At 64.6% G+C, this 26184-nt stretch carries 24 protein-coding genes and 1 pseudogene; 12 read left to right on the top strand and 13 right to left on the bottom strand.

Annotated features, from left to right (window positions below):
• Positions 1–46: 46 nt before the first annotated feature.
• The 7 genes from FA94_RS31370 to FA94_RS31345 all read left to right on the top strand — a co-directional run bounded on the left by FA94_RS31370 (position 47) and on the right by FA94_RS31345 (position 5199).
• Positions 47–1015, top strand: a complete 969-nt coding sequence (locus FA94_RS31370) for a 4-hydroxyproline epimerase (protein ID WP_035558853.1) — start codon at positions 47–49, stop codon at positions 1013–1015.
• Entirely contained in the window at positions 1012–2139 is a 1128-nt protein-coding gene (locus tag FA94_RS31365) for an NAD(P)/FAD-dependent oxidoreductase (RefSeq protein WP_035558850.1), read from the top strand. Before FA94_RS31370 ends, FA94_RS31365 begins: the two co-directional genes overlap by 4 nt.
• Positions 2132–2407, top strand: a complete 276-nt coding sequence (locus FA94_RS31360) for a 2Fe-2S iron-sulfur cluster-binding protein (RefSeq protein WP_035558847.1) — start codon at positions 2132–2134, stop codon at positions 2405–2407. The genes FA94_RS31365 and FA94_RS31360 overlap by 8 nt, the downstream gene beginning before the upstream one ends.
• Complete coding sequence (locus FA94_RS39820) at positions 2404–2526, top strand: hypothetical protein (protein ID WP_286166110.1); 123 nt, start codon at positions 2404–2406, stop codon at positions 2524–2526. The genes FA94_RS31360 and FA94_RS39820 overlap by 4 nt, the downstream gene beginning before the upstream one ends.
• The gene (locus FA94_RS31355; RefSeq protein WP_035558843.1) at positions 2523–3929 is read left to right on the top strand and encodes an FAD-dependent oxidoreductase; all 1407 of its coding nucleotides are present in this window, start codon (positions 2523–2525) and stop codon (positions 3927–3929) included. The genes FA94_RS39820 and FA94_RS31355 overlap by 4 nt, the downstream gene beginning before the upstream one ends.
• Positions 3930–4091: 162 nt before the next feature.
• Positions 4092–4859 (top strand): AraC family transcriptional regulator, encoded by a 768-nt coding sequence (locus FA94_RS31350; protein ID WP_035558841.1) that lies wholly within the window; start codon positions 4092–4094, stop codon positions 4857–4859.
• Between the two features lie 10 nt (positions 4860–4869).
• Positions 4870–5199, top strand: coding sequence for a hypothetical protein (locus FA94_RS31345; protein WP_035558839.1), 330 nt, complete (start codon positions 4870–4872; stop codon positions 5197–5199).
• A 114-nt stretch (positions 5200–5313) separates the two neighbouring features.
• Here FA94_RS31345 and FA94_RS31340 read toward each other — a convergent pair whose 3' ends face one another.
• The 3 genes from FA94_RS31340 to FA94_RS31330 all read right to left on the bottom strand — a co-directional run bounded on the left by FA94_RS31340 (position 5314) and on the right by FA94_RS31330 (position 8222).
• Entirely contained in the window at positions 5314–5577 is a 264-nt protein-coding gene (locus FA94_RS31340) for a hypothetical protein (RefSeq protein WP_035558836.1), read from the bottom strand.
• A gap of 191 nt (positions 5578–5768) precedes the next feature.
• Positions 5769–6101 carry a hypothetical protein gene (locus FA94_RS31335; RefSeq protein WP_035558834.1) on the bottom strand — a complete coding sequence of 111 codons (333 nt, stop codon included), beginning with the start codon at positions 6099–6101 and terminating at the stop codon, positions 5769–5771.
• A 237-nt stretch (positions 6102–6338) separates the two neighbouring features.
• Positions 6339–8222 carry a bifunctional sugar phosphate isomerase/epimerase/4-hydroxyphenylpyruvate dioxygenase family protein gene (locus tag FA94_RS31330; RefSeq protein ID WP_035558831.1) on the bottom strand — a complete coding sequence of 628 codons (1884 nt, stop codon included), beginning with the start codon at positions 8220–8222 and terminating at the stop codon, positions 6339–6341.
• Positions 8223–8539: 317 nt separating this feature from the next.
• Between FA94_RS31330 and aroQ the strand changes: the two genes are divergently transcribed.
• The 3 genes and pseudogenes from aroQ (at position 8540) to FA94_RS31315 (ending at position 11344) form a co-directional block, all read left to right on the top strand.
• Entirely contained in the window at positions 8540–8995 is a 456-nt protein-coding gene (gene aroQ / locus FA94_RS31325) for a type II 3-dehydroquinate dehydratase (RefSeq protein ID WP_035558828.1), read from the top strand.
• Positions 8996–9003: 8 nt separating this feature from the next.
• Positions 9004–9903: a shikimate dehydrogenase gene (locus FA94_RS31320; RefSeq protein WP_408303825.1), complete on the top strand. Its 900-nt coding sequence runs from the start codon at positions 9004–9006 to the stop codon at positions 9901–9903.
• A 61-nt stretch (positions 9904–9964) separates the two neighbouring features.
• Positions 9965–11344: pseudogene (locus tag FA94_RS31315) on the top strand (MFS transporter).
• Between the two features lie 102 nt (positions 11345–11446).
• On the opposite strand, the gene FA94_RS31310 reads toward FA94_RS31315, so the two are convergent.
• The 5 genes from FA94_RS31310 to FA94_RS31290 form a co-directional block, all read right to left on the bottom strand.
• Complete coding sequence (locus FA94_RS31310; protein ID WP_035558821.1) at positions 11447–12142, bottom strand: TetR/AcrR family transcriptional regulator; 696 nt, start codon at positions 12140–12142, stop codon at positions 11447–11449.
• A 94-nt stretch (positions 12143–12236) separates the two neighbouring features.
• Positions 12237–13526 (bottom strand): NAD(P)/FAD-dependent oxidoreductase, encoded by a 1290-nt coding sequence (locus FA94_RS31305; protein ID WP_035558819.1) that lies wholly within the window; start codon positions 13524–13526, stop codon positions 12237–12239.
• A gap of 31 nt (positions 13527–13557) precedes the next feature.
• The gene (locus FA94_RS31300) at positions 13558–14340 is read right to left on the bottom strand and encodes an anti-sigma factor (protein WP_035558817.1); all 783 of its coding nucleotides are present in this window, start codon (positions 14338–14340) and stop codon (positions 13558–13560) included.
• Positions 14340–14909 (bottom strand): RNA polymerase sigma factor, encoded by a 570-nt coding sequence (locus FA94_RS31295; protein WP_035558815.1) that lies wholly within the window; start codon positions 14907–14909, stop codon positions 14340–14342. The genes FA94_RS31300 and FA94_RS31295 overlap by 1 nt, the downstream gene beginning before the upstream one ends.
• A 414-nt stretch (positions 14910–15323) precedes the next feature.
• Positions 15324–16256 (bottom strand): dihydrodipicolinate synthase family protein, encoded by a 933-nt coding sequence (locus FA94_RS31290; RefSeq protein ID WP_035558813.1) that lies wholly within the window; start codon positions 16254–16256, stop codon positions 15324–15326.
• Between the two features lie 152 nt (positions 16257–16408).
• Here FA94_RS31290 and FA94_RS31285 point away from each other — a divergent pair, with 152 nt between their 5' ends.
• Both FA94_RS31285 and FA94_RS31280 read left to right on the top strand, forming a co-directional pair.
• Positions 16409–17422, top strand: coding sequence for a LysR family transcriptional regulator (locus tag FA94_RS31285; RefSeq protein ID WP_035558812.1), 1014 nt, complete (start codon positions 16409–16411; stop codon positions 17420–17422).
• A gap of 195 nt (positions 17423–17617) precedes the next feature.
• Positions 17618–20701 (top strand): transglycosylase domain-containing protein, encoded by a 3084-nt coding sequence (locus tag FA94_RS31280; RefSeq protein WP_035558810.1) that lies wholly within the window; start codon positions 17618–17620, stop codon positions 20699–20701.
• A gap of 36 nt (positions 20702–20737) precedes the next feature.
• Here the strand turns inward: FA94_RS31280 and FA94_RS31275 are convergent, their stop codons facing one another.
• The 5 genes from FA94_RS31275 to FA94_RS31255 all read right to left on the bottom strand — a co-directional run bounded on the left by FA94_RS31275 (position 20738) and on the right by FA94_RS31255 (position 26053).
• The gene (locus FA94_RS31275) at positions 20738–21988 is read right to left on the bottom strand and encodes an ROK family transcriptional regulator (protein WP_035558808.1); all 1251 of its coding nucleotides are present in this window, start codon (positions 21986–21988) and stop codon (positions 20738–20740) included.
• Positions 21989–22019: 31 nt separating this feature from the next.
• Positions 22020–22817 (bottom strand): ATP-binding cassette domain-containing protein, encoded by a 798-nt coding sequence (locus FA94_RS31270; RefSeq protein WP_035558806.1) that lies wholly within the window; start codon positions 22815–22817, stop codon positions 22020–22022.
• 20 nt (positions 22818–22837) lie between these two features.
• On the bottom strand, positions 22838–23824 hold the full coding sequence (locus FA94_RS31265) for an ABC transporter permease (RefSeq protein ID WP_035558804.1): 987 nt from the start codon (positions 23822–23824) through the stop codon (positions 22838–22840).
• Positions 23825–23920: 96 nt separating this feature from the next.
• On the bottom strand, positions 23921–24925 hold the full coding sequence (locus tag FA94_RS31260; protein ID WP_035558802.1) for a sugar ABC transporter substrate-binding protein: 1005 nt from the start codon (positions 24923–24925) through the stop codon (positions 23921–23923).
• Positions 24926–25276: 351 nt separating this feature from the next.
• Positions 25277–26053, bottom strand: coding sequence for a flagellar brake protein (locus tag FA94_RS31255; RefSeq protein WP_051980962.1), 777 nt, complete (start codon positions 26051–26053; stop codon positions 25277–25279).
• Positions 26054–26184: the final 131 nt, after the last annotated feature.

Here is a 26184-nt window from a genome sequence, read left to right as displayed (position 1 = left end):
ATCCGCGCGCAAGCGCACCAAGACTTGAGCGTCCGTCGTTTCTACCATGGGCGTCATGAAAACCATCGATATCATCGACTCGCACACCGGCGGTGAACCGACCCGCCTCGTGGTGACGGGCGGCCCGGACCTCGGCGGCGGCACCCTGGCGCAGCGGCTCGACGTGTTCCGCACCCGCTTCGACGACTGGCGCGCGGGCGTTGTCACCGAGCCGCGCGGTTCGGACGTCGTGGTGGGCGCGTTGCTCTGCGAACCGCACGACCCCACCTGCGCGGCCGGCGTGATCTTTTTCAACAACGTCGGCTATCTCGGCATGTGCGGACACGGGACGATCGGCCTGATCGTGTCGCTCGCGCATCTGGGACGAATCGGGCCCGGGCGTCACCGGATCGAGACGCCGGTCGGCGTGGTCGAGGCGACGCTCAACGAAGACGGCAGCGTCGGCGTGCGCAACGTGCCGGCCTACCGCTATCGCCAGGCCGTCGCGGTGGATGTGCCAGGCTACGGCGCGTTGACCGGCGACATCGGCTGGGGCGGCAACTGGTTTTTTCTCGTGGCCAATCATGGGCAGGCGCTGGAGGCGTCGCGCATCGGCGAATTGACCGCTTTCAGCGGCGCGATTCGCGACGCATTGATTGCGCAGCGCATTACCGGCGCGGACGGCGCGTTGATCGACCACATCGAACTGTTCGGACCGGGCTCGCGTGACGGCCTCGACAGCCGCAGCTTCGTGCTGTGCCCGGGCAACGCGTACGACCGCTCGCCGTGCGGCACCGGCACCAGCGCGAAAATCGCCTGTCTCGCGGCCGACGGCAAGCTCGCCGAAGGCGCGGTATGGCGGCAGGAAAGCATTATCGGCAGCGTGTTCGAGGCGAGCTATCGGCGCGCCGCTCAGGGCGACGGTGACGGTGGCTCGGTGATTCCGACCATCACCGGCCACGCGCACATCATGGCGGAAGGGCGGCTGTGTTTCGATGAGCGCGATCCGTTCGCGTGGGGCATCCGCACGGCATGAGAGCGGACGCGCTGATCGTCGGAGCGGGCATCGTCGGCGCAGCGTGCGCGGCGGAGCTGGCCGCGCTCGGCATGCGGGTCGAGGTGCTGGACGCGCACGGCATTGGCCCGGGCGCGACGGCGGCCGGCATGGGCCATATCGTCGTGATGAACGACTCGCCGGCGGAATTCGCGCTGAGCCGCTACGCGCGAGATCTGTGGCTCGAACTCGCGCCGCGCTTGCGCACGCGCGACGCGTTCGCGCGCTGCGGCACGCTATGGGTCGCGGCGGATGACGAAGAGTGGCAAGCCGCCCGCGCCATGCAGGCCGCGTTCGAAGCGCAGGGCGTCGCCGCGCAACTGCTCGACGCGCCCGCGCTGCGAGCGTGCGAGCCGGCGCTGGCGGCGTCGCTGGCGGCTGGCTTGCGGATCGAGCACGACAGCATCGTCTATGCGCCTACCGTCGCCGAATGGCTGCTGACGCAATCGCCGGGCGCGGCGAATATCAGCGTGCGGCTCGGTGCCGCGGTGAGTTCGATCGAGGCGGGTCGTGTCACGCTGAGCAACGGCGAATCGATCAGCGCGGCTCATGTGATCGTGGCCAACGGTTTGGGCGCACGGCAACTCGTGCGATTTCTGCCGTTGCAGCCGAAGAAAGGCCATCTGCTGATCACGGACCGTTATCCCGACCTGATTCGGCATCAACTGCTCGAGCTTGGGTATATCAAGAGCGCGCACCACGCGGTGGGGACATCGGTCGCGTTCAATGCGCAACCGCGGCCCACGGGACAATTGCTGATCGGCTCGTCGCGCCAGTTCGATACCACCGACCCCGCCGTCGAGATGCCCGTGCTCGCGCAGATGCTGCAACGCGCCGCGCGTTATCTGCCGACGCTGCCGACGCTCAACGGTATTCGCGCCTGGACTGGTTTCCGCGCGGCCTCGCCGGACGGTCTGCCGCTGATCGGACCGGCCGGCGATTTCGCGCCCGGCGTCTGGCTTGCCGTGGGGCATGAAGGGCTTGGCGTGACGACTTCACTCGCCACCGCGAAGCTGCTCGCGGCGCAGATTACGTCGAGTGCCGCGCCGATTCCCGTCGAGCCTTATTTGCCGGCTCGTTTCGCTCGTCAGGTGATTCATGAGTAGTCTCGACGCAGCGCGTATTCGCTTGACGATCGACGGCCGGTCGATCGACGTCGAAGCCGGTACGACCGTGGCCGCGGCGCTGGTTGTCGCGGGCGTGAGCGGTGCGCGGCGGTCGGTGAGCGGACAACGCCGCGCGCCGTTGTGCGGCATGGGCGTCTGCCAGGAATGCCGCGTGACGATCGACGGCCGCGCGCACGCGCTCGCGTGCCAGACGCTGTGCCGCGAAGGTCAGATCGTGCTTACGGGTGATGGGGAGCGCTTGTCATGACGCTTTATGTCTATGACGTTGCGGTGAGTGCTGGGTTCGACTTTGCGCGCCGGATGGCGGCGGCGCGTGCCTATGTCGATGACCATGCCGATGCCGATGCTGCGAAGGCGACGCTATGACGCATCACTTCGATATCGTCGTAGTCGGCGCTGGACCGGCCGGCCTGAACGCCGCCTGTACGGCGGCGCGCGACGGCGCCACGGTCGCGCTGCTCGACGACAATCCGCGCGCCGGCGGTCAGATCTGGCGTCAGGGCCCAGCGCATCCGCCGCAAGCACAGCTCGACCATCTGCTGACCCGCCTGAGCGGGCAGAACAACATCACCTACTGGCCGTCGACGCGCGTCGTCGCGCCGCTGGCCTCGCGTGGTCTGTTGCTCGAATCGGCGGAATACGGCGGCGTGTCGGTCAGCTACGGCCGATTGATCCTCGCGACCGGCGCGCGCGAGCGGCTTCTGCCGTTCGCCGGCTGGACCTTGCCCGGCGTGACCGGCGCGGGCGCGCTGCAGGCGTTGATCAAAGGCGGCATGCCGGTGCGCGGTGAACGGATCGTGATTGCCGGCAGCGGTCCGCTGTTGATCGCGGCGCTCGCCACCGCACGCGATGCCGGCGCGCGCGTGGTCGCGGTGGTCGAGCAGGCTTCGGCATTCGATGTCGCCCGTTTCGGGGTGTCTTTGCTGGCGGAGCCTGCGAAGTTGCGCCAGGCTGTTGCGATGACGCGTGGGTTCGCCGGGTTGCGTTACTGGACCGGTAGCGTCGTCCACGAGGCGCACGGCGACGGCCGCGTCGAGCAGGTGACGATCCGCCGTGGACGCCAAAACGTGACCTTCGCTTGCGACCGAGTCGCCTGTGGTTTCGGGCTCGTGCCGAACGTCACGCTGGCGCAGGCGCTCGGCTGCGAGATCAACGACGCCGGCGAGATCGTTGTTGACGACGCGCAGCGAACTTCGGTCGATGGTGTGCTCGCGGCGGGTGAGTGTACTGGCGTCGGCGGTGCGGAACTGGCGGTGGTGGAAGGCGAGATCGCCGGATTGTGCGCGAGTGGTGGCGTCGGGAATGGCGCTGGGAGCCGCAGCGAATATCACGCTTCCAATCCCGTGCCCAGCTCCAGCGCCAGCGCCAGCGCCAGCGCCAGCGCCAGCGCCAACGCCAACGCCAACGCCAACGCCAACGCCGCGCTGCAAGCCCTACAAGCAAACCGCGCGCGCTGGCGCCGCTTCGGCCAACGTGTCGCCACCACCTTCGCCCTGCAGTCCGCCGCTCGCACACCGCCCGCCGACGCCACACTGCTGTGCCGTTGCGAAGACGTCAGCGTCGGCGAAGTGCGCGCCTGCGCCGACTGGCGCGACGCGAAGCTGCATACCCGCTGCGGCATGGGCGCTTGCCAGGGAAGAATCTGCGGCGCCGCGGCGAACCTCTACTTCGGCTGGCCGTCCGCCGCGCCGCGCCCGCCCTTCAGTCCCGCGCGGATCGAAACGCTAATGGCCGCGAACCCAACGTCACCGGCAAGCGAATCACAATGACACGCCCACTCGCGCATACCCCGGATATTGTCGGCCGCCGCACGGTTCTATAATCGACCGCACCCGTTCGCCGCGACATAGGCCGAGACACAGGCCGAGACACAGACCGCAACCTAGCGCGGGCGAACGCTTCCTCCTTCGCACGAACCACCGGACCCGCCGATGAACACGCTGGCTCACGCGCTCGAACCGAACGACACCACGCTGGCCGGCATGCTGTCGCATTTCCGGCTGCTCGAGCCGGTGTTCGACGCCATGCCGGACGTCGTCTTTTTCGTCAAGGACGCCGAGGCGCGCTATGCGCTCGTCAACCGCACGCTAGCCTCGCGATGCGGCTTCAAGGAAAAATCGGCGCTGCTCGGCAGCACCGCCGAAGACGTTTTTCCGCGCCGCTTCGGGCGCATCTACACGGCGCAGGACAAGGCGATCATCAACGTCGGCAATCAGATGATCGATCAACTCGAACTGCATCTGTATCCCGGTCGTCAGCCGGGCTGGTGTCTGACCTGCAAGCAGCCGCTGCGCGATCCGGCGGGCAAGGTGGTCGGCCTCGCGGGCATTTCGCGCGACCTGAAAGCGGACGAAAGCAGCCATCCGGCCTACAGCCGGCTCGCCGCGGTCGTGCAGTCGATTCAGGACAATTACGTGCAGCCGCTGAATCTGAAGCAACTGGCGGCGATGGCGGATATGTCGGTCGCGCAACTGGAGCGCTACTTTCATAAGGTGTTTCATCTCACGCCGCGTCAGGTCCTGCTGAAAACCCGCCTGGACGCGGCCACCGCGCTGCTGGTCTCGCACGACAAAGTCACTGACGTCGCCGCGCTCTGCGGCTACACCGATCACAGCGCGTTCACGCGGCAGTTCAAGGCGACCGTCGGCATTACGCCGACCGAATACCGGATGCTGCTGCACGGGACATCGCGGGCCTGAGCCGCTGCCTATGGTCCGTCGCAGGCATCACTACTACGTCTACGTCGTGGCGTTGGACGACACCGTCTGGAACGAGGCGCGCTTTCGCCGCGCGAATCCGGATTACCGGTTCGACAAACCTTGCGTGTACGTGGGGATGACGGGACTCGATCCAGACTTGCGCTTCGACCGGCACAAGGCCGGCATTCAGGCGAACCGCTATGTGCGCGATTACGGCCTGAGGCTTGTGCCCGAGTTGTACGAGATATTCAATCCCATGCCTTATCGCGGCGCACAGGACATGGAGGTGGAATTGGCGATCGGACTGCGCGAGGCGGGCTACGGCGTGTGGCAGGCTTAAGGCGGGGGGCTCACGGGTATTTTCCGTGGCCTGGGCCGGGCAGGCGCTCTCAACTGACACAAAACGCTACAAAAATCTCATGCACGAGTCGGTCGACTCGCGCAACAGGGCGCCTTACTTCACGCCAAGTCCGCGCAGCACCGCATTGCCTTCAGACGTCAGGCGGAAATGCGCCGCGCCGGTTTCGTTGCCGGCAACCGTCTCGATCAACCCGGCTTCGTGAAGCTGCGGAATCTCGGGTTTCGCGGAGGCGTCGATCGGCGCGTGCAGCAACAGCAGCAGGGTGGCCAGTTCGTGGTGGCTCAGCAGGCGGCGCAGGATGGTAGGACGCTTGGCCGGCGCGGGGGTGTCGTTCGTGTTCTGGTCTGGCTGGTTCATGGTGCGTACCTCGTGCGGATTAGTCGTCTGCGGTGGATCATGCGGACGAAGTCTTAAACGATTCTTAAGACACCATTATCCTGTAACACCGTGACACGAAGATTGCACAAACACCGGTTACCGCTTGTTTTTATTGCCAATTTTTACCGCCGCCGAGCGCGCCTGAACTGCGCGCTAATCGCGCATCAACCTTACGGTGCGCAGGTTTTGCCGGCCTGCTCGATCCACAGATTGCTCACATGGCGTTTGCCGGCGTAGAAGCGGTAAGTGGTCGCTCCATTGTCGGCGCGCACCTTGATGATGTTCGAATCGCCGAAGTCGAGCATCTGACCCTGCGGGATCGAGGTCGATTTGAAAGCGGCGTTGTGATTGGTCGCGACTTGCGTCAGGCAGGCGACCACGTCGTTGACGGAGCGCTGCGTGGTGGTGTCGGTGACGGGTTCACCGGCATCCGGGTTCTTCTGGAAGTATGCGCAAGCGCTGAGAAGGAGGGGCACTGACAGGACTACAGCAAACTTCTTCATATCTCTCCTGGCGTTCGTTTCGGCCGATGGGACAGGTAACGCCCGCAGACGGGGCGCCGTGGCGCGGCAAAGGCCGCGCGTTCAAAGGCGCCATTATATCGATGCGGTGTGGCTGCTTGCGGCGGTGCCGCATGTGGCGTGCCTGACGGGGTGCTGACTGGTTCGCGACCGCCCGAACGCCCGAACGCCCGAACCGCCGCTATCCCTGACCAACTACCCGCACGCCACCGCCCACCGCTACTTCCGCCGCTGCGCCTGCGCGGCAAGCCTCACAGCCGCATTCGCCGCGCCATACCCGTCGTACCCGCCGCGCCGTTCCACGATCTCCAGAAAAAACCGCTGATCCAGCTGCTCCGTGTAAGCGTGGAAAAACTCGCCACCTCGCTCGTCGCGGTCGTAAAGGACGTTATGCGTGCGCAGTGCGTCGAGCGTTTCATCCGGCAACGCGTAGCGAGCCTCGAGATCGTCGTAGTAATTGCGCGGAATGCGCAGCACCGGCAAGCCATCGGCGACGAACCCCGCAATCGCGCCGAAAATATCCGCCGTGCTGAACGCCACGTGATTCAGCCCGGAACCGTGATAGGTATGCAGCGCCTCGGCCACCGCCGTGTGACGATCCACCGACGCATTCAGCACGATCCGCACCGAGCCGTCCCCGCTGCGCAACGCACGGCTGCGCACCAGCCCGTACGGATCGGGCACCAGCACGCCCGGCTCGGCCTGGAAACCCAGCGCGGTGCGCAAAAACAGCACCCACGTGTCGAGCGAATTCGCCGGCACCGACAGGCAAACATGATCGATGCGCGCCAGCGGGCCCACTTCGGCCGGTCCGTTGACGTCGGTGAGGACGAAATCCGCTTCGAACAGCGTCGGCTGATCCGGCGTTTCATCGACGAAATAATTCAGGCTGCTGTCGGGCGCCTGCACGGCGGGCAGCACGCGTTCGTTCGGGCCGATCTGGCCGGAAAACGGCGCATAGCCGAAGCCGGCGGCGCGTTCGAACGCTTGCCGCGCATCGTCGACGCGAAACGCCGACGCGCACAGCGACAAGCCGTGCTGCTGAAAGAACGCGTTGGCAAACGAATCCGGCTCGGCGTTCAGCACGATCGACGCCGCGCCATGCTGAAACAGCGTCACGTCTTTCGAGCGATGCCGGCCGGCTTGCCGGAAGCGCAGCTTGTCGAGCCAGTCGACCAGATGCGCGCGCGTGGCGGGATCGACCGCGAACTCCAGAAACTGATAGCCGACGTGCGCGGGCGCGGCCGGTGAACGGTAGAGATCGCCGGCCGGTCGTTGCTCCGCGTCCAGCACGGCGCGCGTCTGCTCTTCGAGGAACAGCAACGAGCGATGCCCGTCCGCCGCCGTGGTCGTGGTGGGCGCCGCGCGAAAACCGTCGTTGAAAATCTCCAGCGAAAGCGGGCCCTGATAGCCGGTTTTGACGACCTGCGCGGTGAAGCCGGCCAGATCGAAATCGCCCTGACCGGGGAAACAACGGTAATGGCGGCTCCATTCGAGCACGTCCATGGCGAGCTTCGGCGCGTCGGCAATCTGCACGAAGGCAATGCGCTCGCCCGGAATGTCGGCGATCGCGTCGACGGTGTCGTTCAGCGACAGCGTGTGAAAACTGTCGAGCACCAGCCCCAGATTCGGATGATTGACCGCGTTCACCAGCTTCCACGCGTGCCGGTAGGTCTTGACATGCTTGCCCCACGCCAGCGCTTCGTAACCGGCGATCACACCGGCGGCTTCGGCCGCGCGGGCCAGTGCGCCGAGCTGGTCGGTCATTAACATGTCGTCGCCGATGGTGTCCGGCGAGACGTTGCTGCACACCAGAATCCGCTCCGTGCCCAGCTCGTGCATCACGTCGAATTTGCGTTTCGCGCGTTCGAGATTGCGCGCGAGGCGCTCCGGGCTCACACCGTCGAAATCTCGGAACGGCTGGAACAGCATGATTTTCAGTCCGAGATCATCGGCGATGCGCCGCACGTCGGCGGGCGAGCCGTCGAAATAAAGCAGGTCGTTCTCGAAGATCTCGACGCCTTCGAAGCCCGCCGCCTGGATCGCGGTCAGCTTCTCGACGAGGGTTCCGCTGATCGACACGGTGGCAATCGAACGTTGCATGAACGGCTCCTGCAAAAACAATCAAACGGCTGTTGAAAAACGCCCGGCGACGACCGGCTAAATAGGCTCGCGAGCGGGCCGGTCGCGCATGTTGCAATGCGCAAAATGGTCTAGTCCGTTACTCGTCATAGTAATTCGTGTGCCGGAATCGCCGACCATAGTCGCGGTTTTCGCTAGTTTATACAAACTAACTAGATGGTACAAATTCGTAGAAACCCCGAATGACGGCGTCGACGGATGCGCGCACACTTCGTACACGTTGTAGAACCGCCGCGATTGCGTGGCAGCTTCAGGTCTTACTTTGCAGGGGTGTCGCCATGAGTTTTGCCTCCGTCCTGGTCCTCAACGGACCGAACCTCAATCTGCTCGGCACGCGCGAGCCCGCCATCTACGGCTCGGAAACGCTCGACGACGTCGCGAAGCTGTGCCGCGATGCGGGCGAGCGGCTGGATCTGTCGATCGAGTTCTGCCAGTCGAACGCCGAGCATCAACTGATCGACTGGCTGCACGCCGCACGCGCCAAAGTCGATGGCATCGTGATCAATCCGGCGGCTTATACGCATACCTCGGTGGCGATCGCCGACGCGCTCACGGCGATCGAAAAGCCTGTGATCGAAGTGCATATTTCAAACGTGCATCGGCGCGAGGCGTTCCGGCATCACTCGTATGTGTCGGCGGTGGCGGAGGCAATCATCGTCGGATGCGGCACGCAGGGCTATGTGCTCGCGCTCGAACGGATGACGACTATTCTCAAGAATAGGGCGGCTAAATGAACTCACCCATGAACGCACAAACCCACTCGCAGGCCTCGGCGCATTCTTATCTGGTCGGACTGATCGGCTCGGGCATCGGCGGCTCGTTGAGTCCCGCGATGCATGAAGAAGAGGGCAGCCGGCTCGAGCTGCACTACGTGTACCGCCGTATCGATCTGGAAGCGTTGAAACTCGATATTTCAGCGCTGCCCGACCTGTTGCTCGCTGCCGAACGCATGGGCTTTAACGGTCTGAACATCACGTATCCGTGCAAGCAGGCGGTCATTCCGCTGCTGGACGAACTCTCCGACGACGCGCGCGCCCTCGGCGCGGTCAACACGGTGCTATTCAAAGACGGCAAACGCATCGGCCACAACACCGATTGGTCCGGCTTCGCCCGCGCTTTCCAGCGTGGTTTGCCGGACGTGTCGCTGGCGCGCGTCGTGCAACTCGGCGCGGGCGGCGCCGGCGCGGCGGTCGCGCATGCCGCGCTGAGCATGGGCGCGCAAGCGCTCACGCTATTCGACGTGGACGCCGCGCGCGCAACCGCTCTCGCCACCGAGTTGCAGCAACGCTTCCCGGCCAGCACGGTCAGCGCCGGCGATTCGCTGGTGGACTCGCTGGCGGAATCGCTGGCCGCAGCCAACGGCCTGATTCACGCGACGCCCACCGGCATGGCGAAACTGCCCGGCTTGCCGTTGCCGGTCGACTTGCTGCACCGCGATTTGTGGGTGGCGGACATCGTCTATTTCCCGATCCGCACCGAGTTGTTGCAGGCGGCCGAAGCGCTGGGTTGCCGCACGCTGACGGGCGGCGGCATGGCGGTGTATCAGGCGGTCGACGCCATGCGCATTTTCACGGGACTCGAACCGGACGCCGAGCGCGTCTACACGCATTTCCAGTCCTTGCTGCCCCGCACCGAACGCTGACCGTCAGCACACGACCGCGCTACAAACAGGACCATAAACAGACCGAGGAGAGAGACACGCCATGCCCCAACCGATCCCATCCAGCCCCGCGAGCGCCCCGAAGGATATTCCCCTGGGGGATGCCACGCTAAGCACCGCGCGCCGCTCGAAAGCCCGCTACCAGATTCTCGGCCTGCTCGCGGTCGGCACGATGATCAATTATCTCGACCGCACGGTGCTCGGCATCGCCGCACCGCAGTTGACCAAGGAACTCGGCATCAACGCCGCGCTGATGGGCCTGCTGTTCTCGGTGTTCTCGTGGAGCTACGTGGCGTCGCAGATTCCGGGCGGGCTGTTTCTCGACCGCTTCGGCAGCAAGCTCACGTATTTTCTGTCGATGACCTTCTGGTCGCTCTTCACGCTTGCACAAGGACTGGTGCACGGAATCGGCGCGCTGTTCGTGTTCCGCCTCGGCCTTGGCGTCTCCGAAGCGCCGTGTTTTCCGACCAATAGCCGCGTGGTCGCCACCTGGTTCCCGCAAAACGAACGCGCCATGGCGACCGGCACTTACACGGTCGGCGAATACATCGGCCTCGCGTTTTTCAGCCCGTTCCTGTTCATGCTGATGGGCGCGTTCGGCTGGCGTTCGCTGTTCTTCGTGGTGGGCGGCGTGGGGCTCGTGTTCGGCCTGGTCTGGTGGGCGTTCTATCGTGAGCCGCGCGATCATCCGTCGGCGAATCAGGCGGAGCTCGACTATATCGAAGCCGGCGGCGGTCTTACGCATCGAAAGAAAGACGTGAGCGCCGCGACGCTTGCGGGTGCGTCCGCGAAAAGCGGCTTTGAATGGCGCACGATTGGGCGTCTGCTGAAGCACCGGCAATTGAGCGGCATTTGCCTCGGCCAGTTCGCCGGCAACTCGACGCTGGTGTTCTTCCTCACCTGGTTTCCCACCTATCTCGCCACCGAGCGCCATATGGCGTAGCTCAAGATCGGCTTCTTCGCGATCATGCCGTTCATTGCCGCCTCGATCGGCGTGATGTTCGGCGGCTTCTTCTCCGACTGGCTGCTGCGCCGCGGCAAGTCGGCGAACGTGGCGCGCAAGCTGCCGATCATCGCCGGCCTGCTGCTCGCGTCGACGATCATTCTCGCCAACTACGTCGAGAGCAACGCGGTGGTGATCGTGATTCTGTCGGTGGCGTTCTTCGCGCAGGGCATGGCCGCGCTGGGCTGGACGCTGGTGTCCGATATCGCGCCCGAAGGCCTGCTCGGCGTGACCGGCGGCATTTTCAACTTCGCCGCGAATCTGGCCGGCATCGTCACGCCGCTGGTAGTGGGCTTTATCGTCGCGGCGACCGGTTCGTTTGTCGGCGCGCTGGTGTTTATCGGCGCGATCGCCATGGTCGGCGCGCTGTCGTACATCTTTATCGTCGGCGATATCAAGCGGATCGTGCTGGTGGATTGAGTCCGAGGGGCAAGACGTAGCAGCACATAACAGCACGTAGCAGCAAAAAAAACGGGACGTGGTTTGCACCACGTCCCGTTTTTCATTGCACGGTTGCCTGCCTCAATCTTCCTTGCGCACGAAACGCAGCACGGCGTCGACGATCATCGCGCGATGCCGTGCCCGCAAGCGCGGATGCGACGGATCGCGGCCGAACGCGGCGCCGAAGGTATGGCGATTGCCGACGCGGTGAAAGCACAGCGAGCTGATCATAAGATGCAGATCGATCGCGTCGATGTCGCTGCGGAACTGCCCCGTCGCGATACCGCGCGCGAGCAGATCTTCTATCGTATGAATGACGGTGACGTTGCGGCCTTTGAAGCTCTTGACCTGCTCGACGTACTTCGCGCCGTGAATGTTCTCGATCGTCACGAGGCGCACGAAATCGCGCTGCCGGTCGTGATAGTCGAACGTGAATTCGACCAGCGCGCGCATGCCCGCGACCGGGTCGAGTTCGCTGATGTGCAGATCCTGTTCGAGCGCGCGAATGTCGCCGTACACTTTTTCCAGCACCGCCTGGTACAACCCTTCCTTGCTTTCGAAGTAGTAGTACAGCATGCGCTTGGTGGTGTTCGTGCGTTCCGCGATCGCGTCGACGCGCGCGCCCGTCAGGCCCATTGCGGAGAACTCCTGGGTCGCGACCTCGAGGATATTGCGCCGGGTCTGTTCGGGATCGTACTTGCGACGCGTGTCGGTGCGCGGAGTGTCCGACGGGATGCCGTTGGTATCAGGCTCGGCGGCCTTGCTTCCCTTTTTCATTGTGTATTCGAGCGGCAGTGACGGCGCATTCTAGCATGGCGAAAACGGCGTCCTGAGACGGTTTCGGGCGCTAACTATGGCGCATTGACGGGCGTCACGAAGCGGACCGTGCCGGCCGGCGACGCTCGGCCAGCGCGTCGCGCGTTTGCATCGCCGTGTAGGTCAGTTGCGCGGCCGCGAGACCGAGCGCGCCGAAGGCGGGCGTCAGGCCGAAGGTGGCGAACGCATCGGGCACCGGCCGCTCGCCGGCAATCGCCGCCGCCAGCAGTTCGCCGGAGACGGTGGTCGGCGCCATGCCGTGACCGCCGAAGCCGACCGCGTACCAGACGCCGTCCACGCTGCGGCCGATTTGCGGCATCTTGTGGCGCGCGTAGCTCATCAGGCCGCCCCACGCGTGCTCGATCCGCACGTCGTGCAATTGCGGATAAACCTTCAGCAGATCGCGCCGCAACAGCCGGGCGATGGTGTCCGGCGCGCGGTCGCGCACGGAGATGCGGCCGCCCCACAGAATGCGCGTGTCCGGCAGCGGACGGTAGTAGTCGAACGCGAAACGCGTGTCGTAGACGGCGGCGCGGGTGTCGATCGCGTCGCTCAGGCGGGCGCCGAGCGGTTCGGTGGCCATCACGTAGGTGGCGATCGGCAGCACCGCGCGCTCGACCTTCGCATAGACCTTGCGCGCATAGCCGCCGCCTGCCATCACGACGTGTTGCGCGTCGAGTGCGCCGTGCGGCGTATGCACGACGAACCCGGCGCCGTCGCGCTGCAAACTGACTACCGGCGACTGCTCGTGAATCCGCACGCCGGCGCGCGCCGCAGCAGCGGCCACACCGAGTACATATTTGAGCGGATGAAAGTGGAACGCGTTGCGCTCGAACAGACCGCCGTAATAGCGGCCGGTCTTGAGTTGTGTTGCGAGTTGCGAGGCCGGCACGAGTTCCCACTCGACGCCGAACGCGTCGCGCATCAGACGCCGTTGCGCATCGAGGCGCGCCGGTTCGTCGAACCAGTTGGCGAGGATCACGCCGGCGTCGGTCGCGTCGCAGTCTATCGGGTAGCGCTGGATACGTTTGCGCATCAGATCGACGGCGTCCGTGGTCAGCGTATAGAGCTCACGCGCGCGAACGGGCCCGAGGGCTTTCAGCAGATCGGCGCAATCGAGACTGTAGCCGCCGAACACGAAGCCGCCGTTGCGTCCGGATGCGCCGAAACCCACCTGCTGGGCTTCGAGCACCGTGACGTCGGTCACGCCGCGTTCAGCCAGTCCCAACGCCGTGGACAACCCCGCGAGCCCGCCGCCGATGATGCAGACCTTGACGCTGCGCCGCCCGTCGAGCGGCGCATAACCTGACGGGCGGGTAACGGTGGCTTCGTAAAAGCTCTGCATGCGGTTAGGGTAGCGGCAACCGGGCGCCCGTTCAGGACACCGGCAGCAGCTTGCCGCTAAACACCACCGGACCGCTCGGCGCATTCGGATTCGGCGAGCCGCCCGGCGCTTCGATCGACACCGCCAGCGCCGCATAACTCTCCGGCTTCTGCAGACCGGCCGGCACCTTGCCGCTCGCGCTGTCAGGCAGCATACCGAGCGCAACCGGATGGCCGCTCGCCGGGATGCCCCACAATTCCATCGCACGGCCGGCGGGCAAATCGACATTGCCGAGCGGATGCAGCGTCATCGTGGAATGCGCTTCGTCCCACGCGACCAGCATGACCGGATGCGAGTCCTTGTTATTCAGCACGGCGACATGCGAAACAGCGGTTTCGGGCTGTTGCGCGACGACCGGCGCCGTGGCGGGCGTGGCAGCGGACGGCAACAGCGAGCGCACCGCGACCACCACCGCAACCGCGGCGAGTCCGGTCACGCCGAGCGCCCAGCCGCGCCAGAACGCGAGGTTCTCGAAGATGCTGCGCGACGGCCGCACCGGGGTTTCGACCACGGTGCGCGGCCGTGCCGCTTCACGTGTGGCGGTCAGCCCGAGACGACGTTCGATGGCTTGCCACACTTCCGCCGGCGGCATGCGCGGTTCCGCGAGTTCGGCCATCGGCGAGATGCGCCGCTGCCATTCGTCGACGGCTTTGCGCACGGTCGTGTCGTGTTCCGCGTACAACTGGAAGCGGCGCCGGGCGCCGCCGCGCAGCGTGCCGAGCACGTATTCGGCGGCCAGCAGATCGACCAGCTGAGGATAGCGATGCAGGTTCATCACTCGCCTCCCAGACAGGTTTTCAGCTTGGCCAGGCCGCGCCTGATCCAGGATTTGATGGTGCCGAGCGGCACCGTCAGCACGTCGGCGATCTCGCTATGGCTCTGATCGCGCAGGTAGGCGAGGGCTACCGCCTGTCGCTGCGCCGGTTCCAGCTGCTGCATGCAGCCGGCCAGCAAACGTGCCTGCAGGCTGACCGCGGTCAGCGCTTCGGGATCCGGATCGCCGGTTGCCACGAGATCGTCCAACGCATCGCTCCATTCTGTTTCCTGCTTGTTGACCCGCCGCAGGTGATCGAGAGCACGGTTTCGGACAATTGCCGACATCCACGTCATCGGGGCGGACAGTGCGCGGCTATAGTCGCCGGCAAAGCGCCAGATGTTGACGAAGCTGTCCTGCAAAACTTCTTCTGCCCACTCGTGCTTGCTCAATATACGGAGCGCGAGGCCAAACAGTTTCGGGGCGGCGAGATCATATAACTCTCGTAATGCCGCCGCGTCTTCTTTGGCAACACGTTCGAGCAGCTCGGCAAGGGTTTCCGGCGTTAATTCTCGAGGATTGGCGGTCATGGAAAGAGATAGGTTGGCGTGCGGGCCTATGTTACTCAATTTCGCCGCTGTCTTATATGCGGGTTTTTTTGCCGGCGCGTGCATCCATTGCGGCGGGCTCCGCGTATATGGCTGCAGAGCCCGGGGCTGCGGGCGGCGGCGTCATGATGGACAAGGCCGGCGCGGCGAGTGTGAGCGCCGGGCGGTTGGGACACGGGGTGCGTGTGCAGGGAGGGCAGTGCCGTTGTACGAGCCTGGGTGAACGGCCGGCAATGGAGCCAAGCGATGCAGGACAGATAACGCGTCGCGGGTGTGTTGAACGTTGTACGGGGAAGCCGGGCTCATTCCCGACAGGTCCGGACGGTGGTCGATCGTTGAATCGGCAACCGTCCGGACCGGAATGGGCGGGTTGGTTTTTTTATCGACGCCAGCGCTTCAGCGACCCCAACGCAGCACTAACGGGTCGAGCCGTCGTGCGACTTTGAGAAGTCCTTCACGCGTGGCCGGATGCATGGGCGGCAGCGGATGACGCACCGCGTCCGATTGGATCACGCCGCCTTCCTTCATCAAGGCTTTGCACGACGCGAGGCCGCCCTGGCGGTTTTCGTAGTTGATCAGCGGCAGCCACTGCTGATAGTGCGCGGCCGCCGCCTCGGTCTTGCCGCTCGCATAGGCGTCGACGATCAGACGGATGCCGTCCGCGTAGCCGCCGCCCGTCATCGAACCCGTTGCGCCCGCATCCAGATCGGCCATCAGCGTGATCGCTTCTTCGCCGTCCCACGGACCGACCACCGCGTCGCCGCCCAGTTCGATCAGTTCGCGCAGTTTGTTCGCCGCCTGCGGCACCTCGATCTTGAAGTACGACACGTGTTCCAGCTCGCGCGCCATGCGGGCGAGAAACGGCGCGGACAACGCGGTGCCGCTGACCGGCGCGTCCTGGATCATGATCGGCAGATCGATCGCGTCCGACACCGTGCGGTAGAACTCATAGATACCCCGCTCGCCGATGCGGATCGTCGCGCCGTGATACGGCGGCATGATCATCACCATCGCGGCGCCCGCCTGCTGCGCGCGTCGGCTGCGTTCGGCGCATTGCTGCGAGCTGAAATGCGTGGTCGTGACGATCACCGGCACGCGGCCCGCCACATGGTCGAGTGCGAGGTGCATCAGCGTGTCGCGTTCGTCGTCGGACAGGGCGAACTGTTCGGAGAAGTTCGCCAGAATGCACAGGCCGTTCGAACCGGCGTCGATCATGAAGTCGATGCAGCGTTTCTGGCCGTCGAGGTCGAGGCGTCCGGCGTCGTCGAAAATGGTCGGCACGACCGGGAAGACGCCGCGCAACGCGGCGGATTGAGATGTCGAGATCATGATGGCGGTCCGTTCGAAGAGGGGTTTTGAATGTCTCCGGCGCCGACTATACGGCGGTGAGCACCCCGGGTATATTGAATTGTTTCCATCTTGTGATCGCTTTTGCGACTCACCCGCGAACAGCCCGCCGCGTCGCGGTTTGCCCTCAAGCCATGAAAGACACCCTGAACGTCCTGCTGTCGAAACTGCGCATGAAGCAATTGCAATTGCTGATCGCGCTCGACGACCAGAAGTCGCTGCACAAAGCCGCCGGCACGATGTCGATGACGCAATCGGCCGCCAGCAAGGCCTTGCAGGAACTGGAAGCGATGCTGGAGGCGCCGCTCTTCGAGCGCTCGAAGAGCGGCATGATTCCGAACCCGCTCGGCCATTGCGTGATCCGCTATGCCCGCCTGATGGCGACCGACCTCACCGCGCTGTGCCAGGACGTCGCCGAGATCCGTTCCGGGCGCGGCGGACGTCTCGCGGTCGGCGCGATCATGGGCGCGATTCCGGCCTGCGTGGTGCCGGCGTTGAATCAGTTGCATGCCGGGCAACCGGGGCTATCGATCGAGGTGATGGAAGACACCAGCGCGCGCATGCTGCAGCAACTCGACGACGGGCGGCTCGACCTGGTGATCGGCCGTGCGGCGGTCGCGGGCGATCCGTCGAAGTATCACTATCATCCGCTCGGCGACGAGCCGTTGTCGGTGGTGGTGGGGCATGGCCATCCGCCGTTGCCGCGCAAGGAAGTGACGCTGCGCGATCTGGCCGGTCACCGCTGGGTGACCTACCCCTCGCATATGCCGTTGCACGCGCTGCTCGAACGCGAGATGGATCTGGCCGGTCTCGAGATGCCCGACAACCCGATTTCAACGGCTTCCACTTTCGTGACAGTCGCGTTACTGCACAGCAGCGCCGAGCTGGTTTCGTTGCTGCCGACCGCGATCGCCGAGATGTTCGTCGCGCGGAAGATGCTGCGCGTCGTGCCGGTCAAGCTGAAATCGCCGTCGCAAACCTTCGGCATCGTGACGCGCAAAGGCGGCGTGCTGTCGCCGCCGGCGGAACGCTTTATCGAACTGGTGCAAGCCCAGACGGCGGAGCCGGCGCAACGCCACGAACAGCCCGAGCGGCCGGTGCGCGCACGGCGCCGTCGAGACGCGGCGCAAAAGCAAAAAACCGCCTGAGAGAGGCGGTTTTTCGTCACGCGAAAGACTTTCAATATCTCACGACAAACGGCCCGCCGCCATGTCTTGCGAAGGGTGTTGTAGCCATGACACTGTCGGGTAAATCCGTACCAATCGCGCTTTCAGGTTCCGCGCTAAACTGCTTCGAAGGTGCGCCAGATCCAAGAGCATGGCGCCCTGTCGGGGAGAGCAACCATGAATCGGCCACTGGTTCGGTTACCGTTTCGCGCAACAGGCATGACGCCTGTCCGGAAGTGGTTCAAATGGGTACTGGCGGCGGCGTTTCTGCTCGCGCTGGCATTCGCGGTGCGCTTTTGCCAGATCGAGATTCAGACCTCGCGGCTGCAGGCGCACTACCTCTCCGAACTGACTCGCGACGTGGGCTTTTCCGTCGCCGACGGTCCAAGTCATTCCATCCGTTTCCCTCAGGCAAACCAAGGTCCGTACGACAGTCGGCTCGGCTACGCGTTGCTGCCGTCCATCCAGCAGCGTCTGCTGCAACGAGGGTTTGAAATCAGCGCCCAGGCGCGCGATTCCGACCGGATGCTGTGGTTATCGGATAACGGTTTATTCCTGCCGTACGCCGAGAAAGATCAGGCGGGTTTGCAACTCTTCGACGGCACCGGCGCGCCGCTTTTCGGCGCCCAGTTTCCCGGCCGCGTTTATGACGATTTCGACGCGATTCCGCCGCTGGTCGTGAATTCGTTGCTGTTTATCGAAGACCGCTATCTGCTCGATCCCGATCAGCCGAATCGCAACCCCGCGATCGACTGGGGGCGCTTCAGCCGCGCGCTGGTCGATCAAGGTGCGCGCGTGTTCAATCATCATCAGTCGACGCCCGGCGGCAGCACGCTCGCCACGCAGATCGAGAAATTCCGTCACTCCGCCGGCGGCCGCACGGCGACGCCGCCGGAGAAGTTGCGGCAAATCGCGTCGGCTTCGGTGCGCGCGTATCTGGGCGGCCCGCAGACGCTGCCCGCGCGCCGGCAGATCGTCGTGCATTACCTGAACTCGGTGCCGCTCGCCGCGCAGCCGGGCATCGGCGAAATCAATGGGATCGGCGACGGTCTCGCCGCCTGGTACGGACGCGATTTCAACGACGTCAACCGCATTCTGAAAGCGCCTTCCACCGAGGCGAATTTGCCGGAACAGGGCATAGCGTTCAGGCAGGTGCTGTCGCTGATGATCGCGCAACGTGCGCCGTCGTATTTCCTGCATCACGGCTACGACCAGTTCGAACAGTTGACCGATAGTTATCTGCGCTTACTCGCGAGCGGCGGCGTCGTATCGATGCCGCTGCGCGACGCCGCGCTGTCCGCGCGGGTCGAGTTGCATCGCACGCCGCATAGCACGCCGAACGCGGACTCTTTTGTCTCGCGCAAGGCCGTCACGTCGATGCGCTCACATCTATTGGCCGCACTCGGCGTGCCGAGTTTCTACGAGCTCGACCGTCTCGACCTGCAAGCCACGGGCACGCTGAACAATGCCGTACAGCAGGCCGTGAGCGAACGGCTCGCCGCTGCCGGCACGCGCGACGGCGCCAAGGCCGCGGGTCTGGTCGGTTTCGAAATGCTGCGGCCGGCGGATGATCCGTCGAGAATCACCTACAGCTTCACGCTGTTCGAACGCACTGGCGGCGCGAACCTCGTGCGCGTGCAAACCGACAGCGTCAACCAGCCGTTCGACATCAATTCCGGCGCGCGGCTGAATCTGGGTTCCACCGCGAAACTGCGTACCGTCGTCACGTATTTGCAGATTGTCTCCGATCTGCATACGCGATATGCGCCGCTGAGCAACACGGAACTGAAAGCGGTCAAGCCCGATCCGAACGACCAGCTCACGCGTTGGGCGCTCGACTATCTGACGCACACCGCCGACCGCTCGCTGCAACCCATGCTCGATGCGGCGGTGGAGCGCAAATACTCGGCCAATCCGGGCGAAACGTTCTACACCGGTGGCGGCGCGCAAACCTTCAACAACTTCGAGTCCGACGACAACAGCCGCATCCTCACCGTACACCGCGCGTTCCAGCATTCGGTGAACCTGGTGTTCGTGCGGCTGATGCGCGATATCGTCCACTACGAGATGGTGCAGACCACGGGGCCGTCATCGCAATGGCTCGACGATCCGGCAATCCGCAAACAGTATCTGACGCAGTTCGCCGATCAGGAAAGCCGCGTCTATCTCGGGCGTTTCTATACGAAGTACCACGACAAGAATCCCGATCAGGCGCTCGCGCTGCTGCTGCTCGGCGTGCGCAAATCGCCGCCCAAGATCGCGACGGTGTTGCGCAGCGTCGCGCCGGACGAGTCGAACGCGTGGTTCAACGCGAAGATGCGCGAAGCGCTGAAGAACACGCCGGCCGCCTCGGTGCTGGACGATGAAGACCTCGCGAATCTGTACGCGAAGTACGCGGTGGACCGCTTCAATCTGAACGACCGCGGCTATATCGCGAGCGTGCATCCGCTTGAATTGTGGACGCTCAACTATCTGCGCCGGCATCCCGATGCCACATTGAACCAGATGCAGACCGCGAGCCGCGACGTGCGTCTGTCTACGTATTCCTGGCTCTTCAAGACGCGCTATCACGCAACTCAGGATCGCCGCATCAAGCGCATGGTCGAACTGCGCGCCTACGAGGCGATCGGCAAATCGTGGCAGGCGCTCGGCTATCCGTTTTCGAACCTGACGCCCTCGTATGCCGCGGCGATCGGTGCGTCGGGTGACCGGCCTGCCGCGCTCGCGCAACTGATCGGCGTGATTGCCAGCGACGGCAATAAATTGCCGACCGAGAGCCTCACGCAAATCGACTTCGCGAAAGACACGCCGTACGAAACGCATTTCCAGCGCGCGGCGATAGCGCCGCAACGGCAGGTGTCGCCGGAAATCGCGGGCGTGGTGAAAGTGCTGTTGCGTGACGTCGTGCTGGGCGGCACGGCGAAGCGTCTCGCACAAGGCATGAGCTTCCCCAACGGCCAGACGCTCGAGGTGTACGGCAAGACGGGAACCGGCGATCAGCGCTTCAATGTGTTCGCCAAAGGCGCGCGGCTGATCGAGTCGCGCAAAGTGAATCGCAGCGCGACTTTCGTGTTCGTCATGGGCGATCGGTTCTACGGTACGTTGACCGCTTATGTGCATGAACCGTATGCGGCGCACTACGAATTCACCAGTGCGCTGTCCGTGCAATTGCTGAAGTCGCTGGCGCCGGTGTTGCAGCCGCTGCTGGAGAAAGCGCCGGTGAAAACCGCCGTGACCGCTACGAAGGTGGCCGCGCAATAAGGCTTTCTGCCAGCGCTTTGAAGCAACCGGCGGCGCTTAATAATCCGTATCCGCCGCCGGTTTGAGAAACAGCTCATGCACCGGCGCGAAGTGCGCGTAGAGCGGCAGAATCGCGCCGCCCATCGCTCGTGCATCCGCGCCGATCGCGCCTTCCAGTAGTTGCGGGCGCACCATGCCTTCCCACTCGAAACGATTGAGCACGCGTTCGGTACGGCGAATGATTTCCCGCACCAGTTGCCGATCGAATTCACCGTCGATCACCACGGCATCGAGGTCGAGCAACGCGGCCGCATTGGTCAGCGCGTTGGCCATGGCAGGGCACGCGCTATCGAGCCATTGTTCGGTATGCCGCCACAGTTCCGGCGACAGCGCGCGATGATCGTGCGCGGCGGCGGCCGGTGCGCCCGCGTCGCTCAATAGTTTTTCCAGCACGAAGCCCGACGCTGCATGCAACAGTTGCCGCGCGGGCTTGCGCGCGCCGCTGCCTCCAGTGCCTCCACTGCCGCTGCCGCCGAGTGGAATCGAGCCGACCGCGCCGGCGTTATCGTGCGGGCCGCTATGCAGGCGTCCGTCGATCACGAGGCCGCCGCCGATAAAAGTACCCACGAACAGATACAGAAAATTGTGGATGCCGCGGCCCTGGCCCATCACGAGTTCGGCGGCGCAGGCGGCCGTGGTGTCCTTCGCGAACTCGACGGGCAATCCGGTCATCGCGGCGATGCGCGTGCGCAGATCGATCTCGTGCCACGCGTCCAGCGCGTCGGGCGGGGCGCCGAGAAAATCGCGCCAGCCGCCCAGCCACAGCGGCGCTGCCACGCCCACGCCGACCACCTTGCTCGCCTTCGCGCCGAGTGTCTGGTTCACGCGCGCCAGTTTGCTTTCGAGCGCTGGAAACAACGTGCGCGGATCGGGGTAGGTGTATTCGAAAACGTCGCGACACACTAGATGTCCCGCGAAATCCATCGCCAGTACGTCGAGACTGCGGCGTCCCACCTTGATGCCGATGGTGTAAGCGCCGTCCGCACGCAACGCGATCGGCACGGACGGCTGGCCGATCCGGCCGCGCACGCGCGCGTGCTTTTCGAGCAGGCCGTCGACGATCAGACGGTCGACGATCATCGACACCGTCTGCATCGACAGACGCGTCAGGCGGCCGACGTCGGCCTTCGGCAGCGGTCCGTGCAGGCGGATCGCCTGCAGCACGATCCGCTCGTTGAACTGCCGCATGCCGACCTGATTCGAGCCGACCGTGCGTTTGAGAGGCGAGCGGGCGCCGGTGGTATCCATGGCCGGGACGCCGTTCAGCAGGAGACCGGCATCATGCGATCGCCTTGACGTCGGCTTCCTTGGCGCCCGTCATGATCGCCACCGCTTCGGACATGTGCACGTCTTTCGTATTGACGAGCGCCGCGCGCCGCCCGAGGCGCTGGATATGGATGCGGTCCGCCACCTCGAACACGTGCGGCATGTTGTGGCTGATCAGGATCACCGGCAGGCCGCGTTCGCGCACGCGGCGGATCAGTTCGAGCACCATGTTGCCTTCCTTCACGCCGAGCGCGGCGGTGGGCTCGTCGAGAATCACCACGTGTCGCGCGAACGCCGCGCTGCGCGCGACGGCCACGCCCTGGCGCTGACCGCCCGAGAGCGTTTCGACCGCCTGGCGCATCGAGCGGATACCGATCTGCAGGTCCTTCATATGCGCGGTCGCTTCTTCGAGCATGCGGCGTTTGTCGATCATCTTGAAGATCGAGCCGCGCCAGCCCGGCTTCACCAATTCACGCGCGAGGAACAGGTTTTCGGCGATGCTCATGGCCGGCGCCACCGCGAGTTCCTGATACACGGTTTCGATGCCTTGCGCGCGCGCATCCAGTGGGCTGCGGAATTTGACCGGCTTGCCGTCGAGCAGAATCTCGCCTTCGTCCGGCACCGTGGCGCCGGAAAGCGCCTTGATCAACGACGATTTACCTGCGCCGTTGTCACCGATCACCGCGAGAATTTCGCCGGGCAGCACTTCGAAATCGCAACCGTCGAGCGCGGTCACGTTGCCGTAGCGTTTGACGAGGCCACGCGCCTGAAGGACAGGCATCGCGGTAGAAGCAGAAGTAGGGGTCGACATGACGGGCTCCTTTTGAACGCTCAACCGCGACGATGGGAAAGTTTGTCCGCGGCCACCGCGAGAATCACCAGCATGCCGGTGATCAGCACCTGGTAGACCGAGGACACGCCGATCAACGTCAGACCGTTGCGGAACACGCCGACGATCAACGCGCCGAGCAGCGTGCCGACAATCGAACCGCGTCCGCCGAACAGACTCGTGCCGCCGAGCACGACCGCGGTAATGCTGTCGAGGTTCTCGGTTTGCCCTGCCTGCGGATCGCCCACGCCGGTACGCGACACCGACAGCAGCGCGGCGATGCCGTAGATCGCGCCTGCGAGCGAGTACACGGTCAGCAGGATTTTTTGCGACGACAGACCCATCAGCCGCGCGGCCTCGGCGTTATTGCCCAGCGCGTACAGATGCCGGCCGGGCACCGTGTCGCGCAGCACGAACCAGGTGGCCAGGTACATGAGCAGCGTGAGGACGGTGCCGTACGTGACATCCGCGGGGCCGAGCTTGAAGGTGTTGCCGAGGAACATGATCGCGTCCGGCAGATTCGACACGCTCTCGGCATTCGAGTAGATCTGCGTGAGCGCGAAGGCGATATTCAACGTGCCCAAAGTAACGATGAACGCGGGCAGTTTGATGCGCGTGATCAGCACGCCGTTGAGCGCGCCGAACAGGGCGCTCGCGGCCACGCCGCACACAATCGCGAGCACCGGCGGCACGCCGAGCGTGACCGCGAACTTGGTCATGATGATCGAGCCGAACGCCATCACCATGCCGCACGACAGGTCGATGCCGCCGGTCAGCACGATCAGCGTCTGGCCGATCGCGATGACCGCGACGACCATGGTTTGTTGCAGGATCAACGAGAGGTTCTGGAACGACAGGAAGCGGTTGCTCTGCGAAATGAAGAACGCGCAGGCGAGCACCAGTGCGATCAGCGGGCCGACTTCGGCGAGCGACGGCAAACGGTCGGCGAAGGGGCGCGAGTGGCTGGCAGGCGCGGAAGGAGTCGACATGATGGAGATCCTCGATGCATGAGCGCGGCGCACGGGCCACGCGGCAAATCCGGTGGCGGCCCGCCGGTATAACGGCGAGCCGCCGGTCCGTACGCGTTACTTGTTGCCCCAGCAGTTGTCGAGGCCGAACTTGGTGTCTTTACTGTCGATACCGGACATCGGCTTGTCGGTGATCAGCGTCACGCCGGTGTCCTGATAGCCCGACACCTTCTTGCCGGTCTTCGCGTAGTCCACGCCCGCGGTCACGCCGAGCGAGGCCATCTTCAGCGGATATTGCTGCGAGGTCGCGGCGATCGCGCCGGCCTTCACGTTGCGCACGCCTTCACAGCCGCCGTCGATCGACACGATCATCACGCTCTTGTCCTTGCCCGCCGCTTTCAACGCGCGATACGCGCCGGCTGCGGCCGGTTCGTTGATCGTGTAGACCACGTTGATATCAGGCGATTTCTGCAGGCAGTTTTCCATCGCCGTCTGGCCCTTCGCCTGGTCGCCGCGCGTGTCCTGGCTGCAGACGATCGACGCATCGCCTTCCTTCACGCCGAAGCCTTCCAGGAAGCCGTTATGACGCAGCACGCCGACCGACACGCCGGGCGCGAGGTCGAGCGTGGCGATCTTCGCCGGCTTGCCGTTCATCGCGGCTTTCGCGTATTTGCCGATCAGCACGCCGGCCTTGAAGTTGTCGGTGGCGAACAGGGCGTCGGTGGCGTCTTGCGGATCGGTCGGTGTGTCGAGCGCGACCACCATCACGCCGGCGGCGCGCGCTTTCTTGATGCTCGGCACGATCGCCTTGGTGTCGCTCGGCGTGATCAGAATCGCTTTCGCGCCGGCCGTCATCATGTTTTCGATCGCGGTGACCTGGCTCGCGTTGTCGCCGTCGAACTTGCCGGCCGCGGTGATCAGCTTCGCGCCGTCTTTGGCGGCGGCCGCTTCGGCGCCCTGTTTCATCTTCACGAAGAAGGGGTTGGTGTCGGTCTTGGTGATCAGGCCGACCACCGGCTGATCGGCCGCCTGGCTCGCGCTCGCACACCACACGGCGGACGCCGCGACGCACATCGACACGACTTTCCTGGCGACAGGATGCCTGCGGGAATTCAGATTCATGGGACGCTCCTCCGGTTATTGGCAACGACGTAATGGACTGCTGGCGGTTGCAGGCGCGAACGCTGCGTGCCTGGCAACCTGGTCGGCGGCCTGGTTGGGCTCGCCTAAATCACTTTGGTTGATTTAGTACAGCAGGCGCGACGAGGCACGTCAAGCTACGAATCCGAACGAGGGATGACCCGCGCGAATCGGCGTGAAGGCTGCAAGCCTTACGTGACAGGGCGAGGGCGGCTTGGTGCGGTGCGAGATGGCGCGCCGGGGCTTCGGGAAAGTCCTGGCTCGATTGAAAGTGAGTTGAAGGGTGCGTGAGGGGGGATTGGCGCACGCGCGGCGTGCGCCATGTGGCTCGACTTACCGACGCGGCGCGAGCGTTTGCCGCTTCGTTTCAAGCTGCGTGACGACGCGTTGCAGAGTCCGTTCGGCCGTCCCCGGCAGTTGCACGAACTTGCAGCCGATCACGTAGCGCCGGTCGCCCTTCTGCGTGACCAGCCGACGCGGCGCGACGATTTCCAGGTCGAGGCGCAGCGTGCCGAAACCGCCGAGTTGCAGCGTGACGTCGCGCAGAATCGTGCCGGCGTCGAGCGAACCGACACGTTCGTCGGCGGTATTCAACGCGATGCCGCCTAGCGACAGATCCTGCAACTCCAGCCGGAACGAGCCGCCATCCACGTAAGCGCCGCTTGCCGTGTACGGATCGAGCACGGGCGTCTGCACGCGGAAGAACTCGCGCCGTTGCACGGAGTAGAGCAGCGCGGGAAAGGCGGCCTCGAAAGCGGGCAGGCCGTCGAACACGATCGGCGTCGCGTTGAGCGTCGTGAACTCGGTGCGGATACCGCCCGGCAGGCTGCGGAACGTCAGTTGGCGTGCGCCGGGAAGGGCGCGGTTATCGTCGGCGACGTTACCCGCGTCGAAGATAAAACGTGCATTGCGCGAGTCGACGTCGAGCAGTTGCGTGACGATCTGCTTGCCGCCGAATTCCACCGTCACGAAGTCCTGATTCGCCACCAGGTTGCGCAGGCAAACGGCGATTTGCAACGGGTGATGTTGCGCGAAACTCGAATCGATATCCGAAGCCCGAGTGAGTGTCGGTTCGGCGACGTCGGCGTCCAGTTGAAGATCGGCGATCATTTGAGTATCCATGTGTTTGGGTGGCCTTTGCGTGTCTTATTGCAGAGACCGTGCCAACAGCATGGAGCGCGGGAAAGATCGCCGTGAAGCCTTGTGCCGCGTGGGTTTGCGACGAATGGACCGGACCGGCG

The organism is Burkholderia sp. 9120, from assembly GCF_000745015.1.
Lineage (GTDB): Bacteria > Pseudomonadota > Gammaproteobacteria > Burkholderiales > Burkholderiaceae > Paraburkholderia.
The sequence above is the reverse complement of the archived record's forward strand: the minus strand, read 5'-3'. Positions and strand labels throughout refer to the sequence as shown.

What these genes read in the sequence shown, in the direction of transcription:
- FA94_RS31370 (WP_035558853.1), top strand. Translation starts at nt 47, where the DNA reads ATGGGCGTCATGAAAACCATCGATATCATCGACTCGCACACCGGCGGT.
- FA94_RS31365 (WP_035558850.1), top strand. Translation starts at nt 1,012, where the DNA reads ATGAGAGCGGACGCGCTGATCGTCGGAGCGGGCATCGTCGGCGCAGCG.
- FA94_RS31360 (WP_035558847.1), top strand. Translation starts at nt 2,132, where the DNA reads ATGAGTAGTCTCGACGCAGCGCGTATTCGCTTGACGATCGACGGCCGG.
- FA94_RS39820 (WP_286166110.1), top strand. Translation starts at nt 2,404, where the DNA reads ATGACGCTTTATGTCTATGACGTTGCGGTGAGTGCTGGGTTCGACTTT.
- FA94_RS31355 (WP_035558843.1), top strand. Translation starts at nt 2,523, where the DNA reads ATGACGCATCACTTCGATATCGTCGTAGTCGGCGCTGGACCGGCCGGC.
- FA94_RS31350 (WP_035558841.1), top strand. Translation starts at nt 4,092, where the DNA reads ATGAACACGCTGGCTCACGCGCTCGAACCGAACGACACCACGCTGGCC.
- FA94_RS31345 (WP_035558839.1), top strand. Translation starts at nt 4,870, where the DNA reads ATGGTCCGTCGCAGGCATCACTACTACGTCTACGTCGTGGCGTTGGAC.
- FA94_RS31340 (WP_035558836.1), bottom strand. Translation starts at nt 5,577, where the DNA reads ATGAACCAGCCAGACCAGAACACGAACGACACCCCCGCGCCGGCCAAG.
- FA94_RS31335 (WP_035558834.1), bottom strand. Translation starts at nt 6,101, where the DNA reads ATGAAGAAGTTTGCTGTAGTCCTGTCAGTGCCCCTCCTTCTCAGCGCT.
- FA94_RS31330 (WP_035558831.1), bottom strand. Translation starts at nt 8,222, where the DNA reads ATGCAACGTTCGATTGCCACCGTGTCGATCAGCGGAACCCTCGTCGAG.
- aroQ (WP_035558828.1), top strand. Translation starts at nt 8,540, where the DNA reads ATGAGTTTTGCCTCCGTCCTGGTCCTCAACGGACCGAACCTCAATCTG.
- FA94_RS31320 (WP_408303825.1), top strand. Translation starts at nt 9,004, where the DNA reads ATGAACGCACAAACCCACTCGCAGGCCTCGGCGCATTCTTATCTGGTC.
- FA94_RS31310 (WP_035558821.1), bottom strand. Translation starts at nt 12,142, where the DNA reads ATGAAAAAGGGAAGCAAGGCCGCCGAGCCTGATACCAACGGCATCCCG.
- FA94_RS31305 (WP_035558819.1), bottom strand. Translation starts at nt 13,526, where the DNA reads ATGCAGAGCTTTTACGAAGCCACCGTTACCCGCCCGTCAGGTTATGCG.
- FA94_RS31300 (WP_035558817.1), bottom strand. Translation starts at nt 14,340, where the DNA reads ATGAACCTGCATCGCTATCCTCAGCTGGTCGATCTGCTGGCCGCCGAA.
- FA94_RS31295 (WP_035558815.1), bottom strand. Translation starts at nt 14,909, where the DNA reads ATGACCGCCAATCCTCGAGAATTAACGCCGGAAACCCTTGCCGAGCTG.
- FA94_RS31290 (WP_035558813.1), bottom strand. Translation starts at nt 16,256, where the DNA reads ATGATCTCGACATCTCAATCCGCCGCGTTGCGCGGCGTCTTCCCGGTC.
- FA94_RS31285 (WP_035558812.1), top strand. Translation starts at nt 16,409, where the DNA reads ATGAAAGACACCCTGAACGTCCTGCTGTCGAAACTGCGCATGAAGCAA.
- FA94_RS31280 (WP_035558810.1), top strand. Translation starts at nt 17,618, where the DNA reads ATGAATCGGCCACTGGTTCGGTTACCGTTTCGCGCAACAGGCATGACG.
- FA94_RS31275 (WP_035558808.1), bottom strand. Translation starts at nt 21,988, where the DNA reads ATGGATACCACCGGCGCCCGCTCGCCTCTCAAACGCACGGTCGGCTCG.
- FA94_RS31270 (WP_035558806.1), bottom strand. Translation starts at nt 22,817, where the DNA reads ATGTCGACCCCTACTTCTGCTTCTACCGCGATGCCTGTCCTTCAGGCG.
- FA94_RS31265 (WP_035558804.1), bottom strand. Translation starts at nt 23,824, where the DNA reads ATGTCGACTCCTTCCGCGCCTGCCAGCCACTCGCGCCCCTTCGCCGAC.
- FA94_RS31260 (WP_035558802.1), bottom strand. Translation starts at nt 24,925, where the DNA reads ATGAATCTGAATTCCCGCAGGCATCCTGTCGCCAGGAAAGTCGTGTCG.
- FA94_RS31255 (WP_051980962.1), bottom strand. Translation starts at nt 26,053, where the DNA reads ATGATCGCCGATCTTCAACTGGACGCCGACGTCGCCGAACCGACACTC.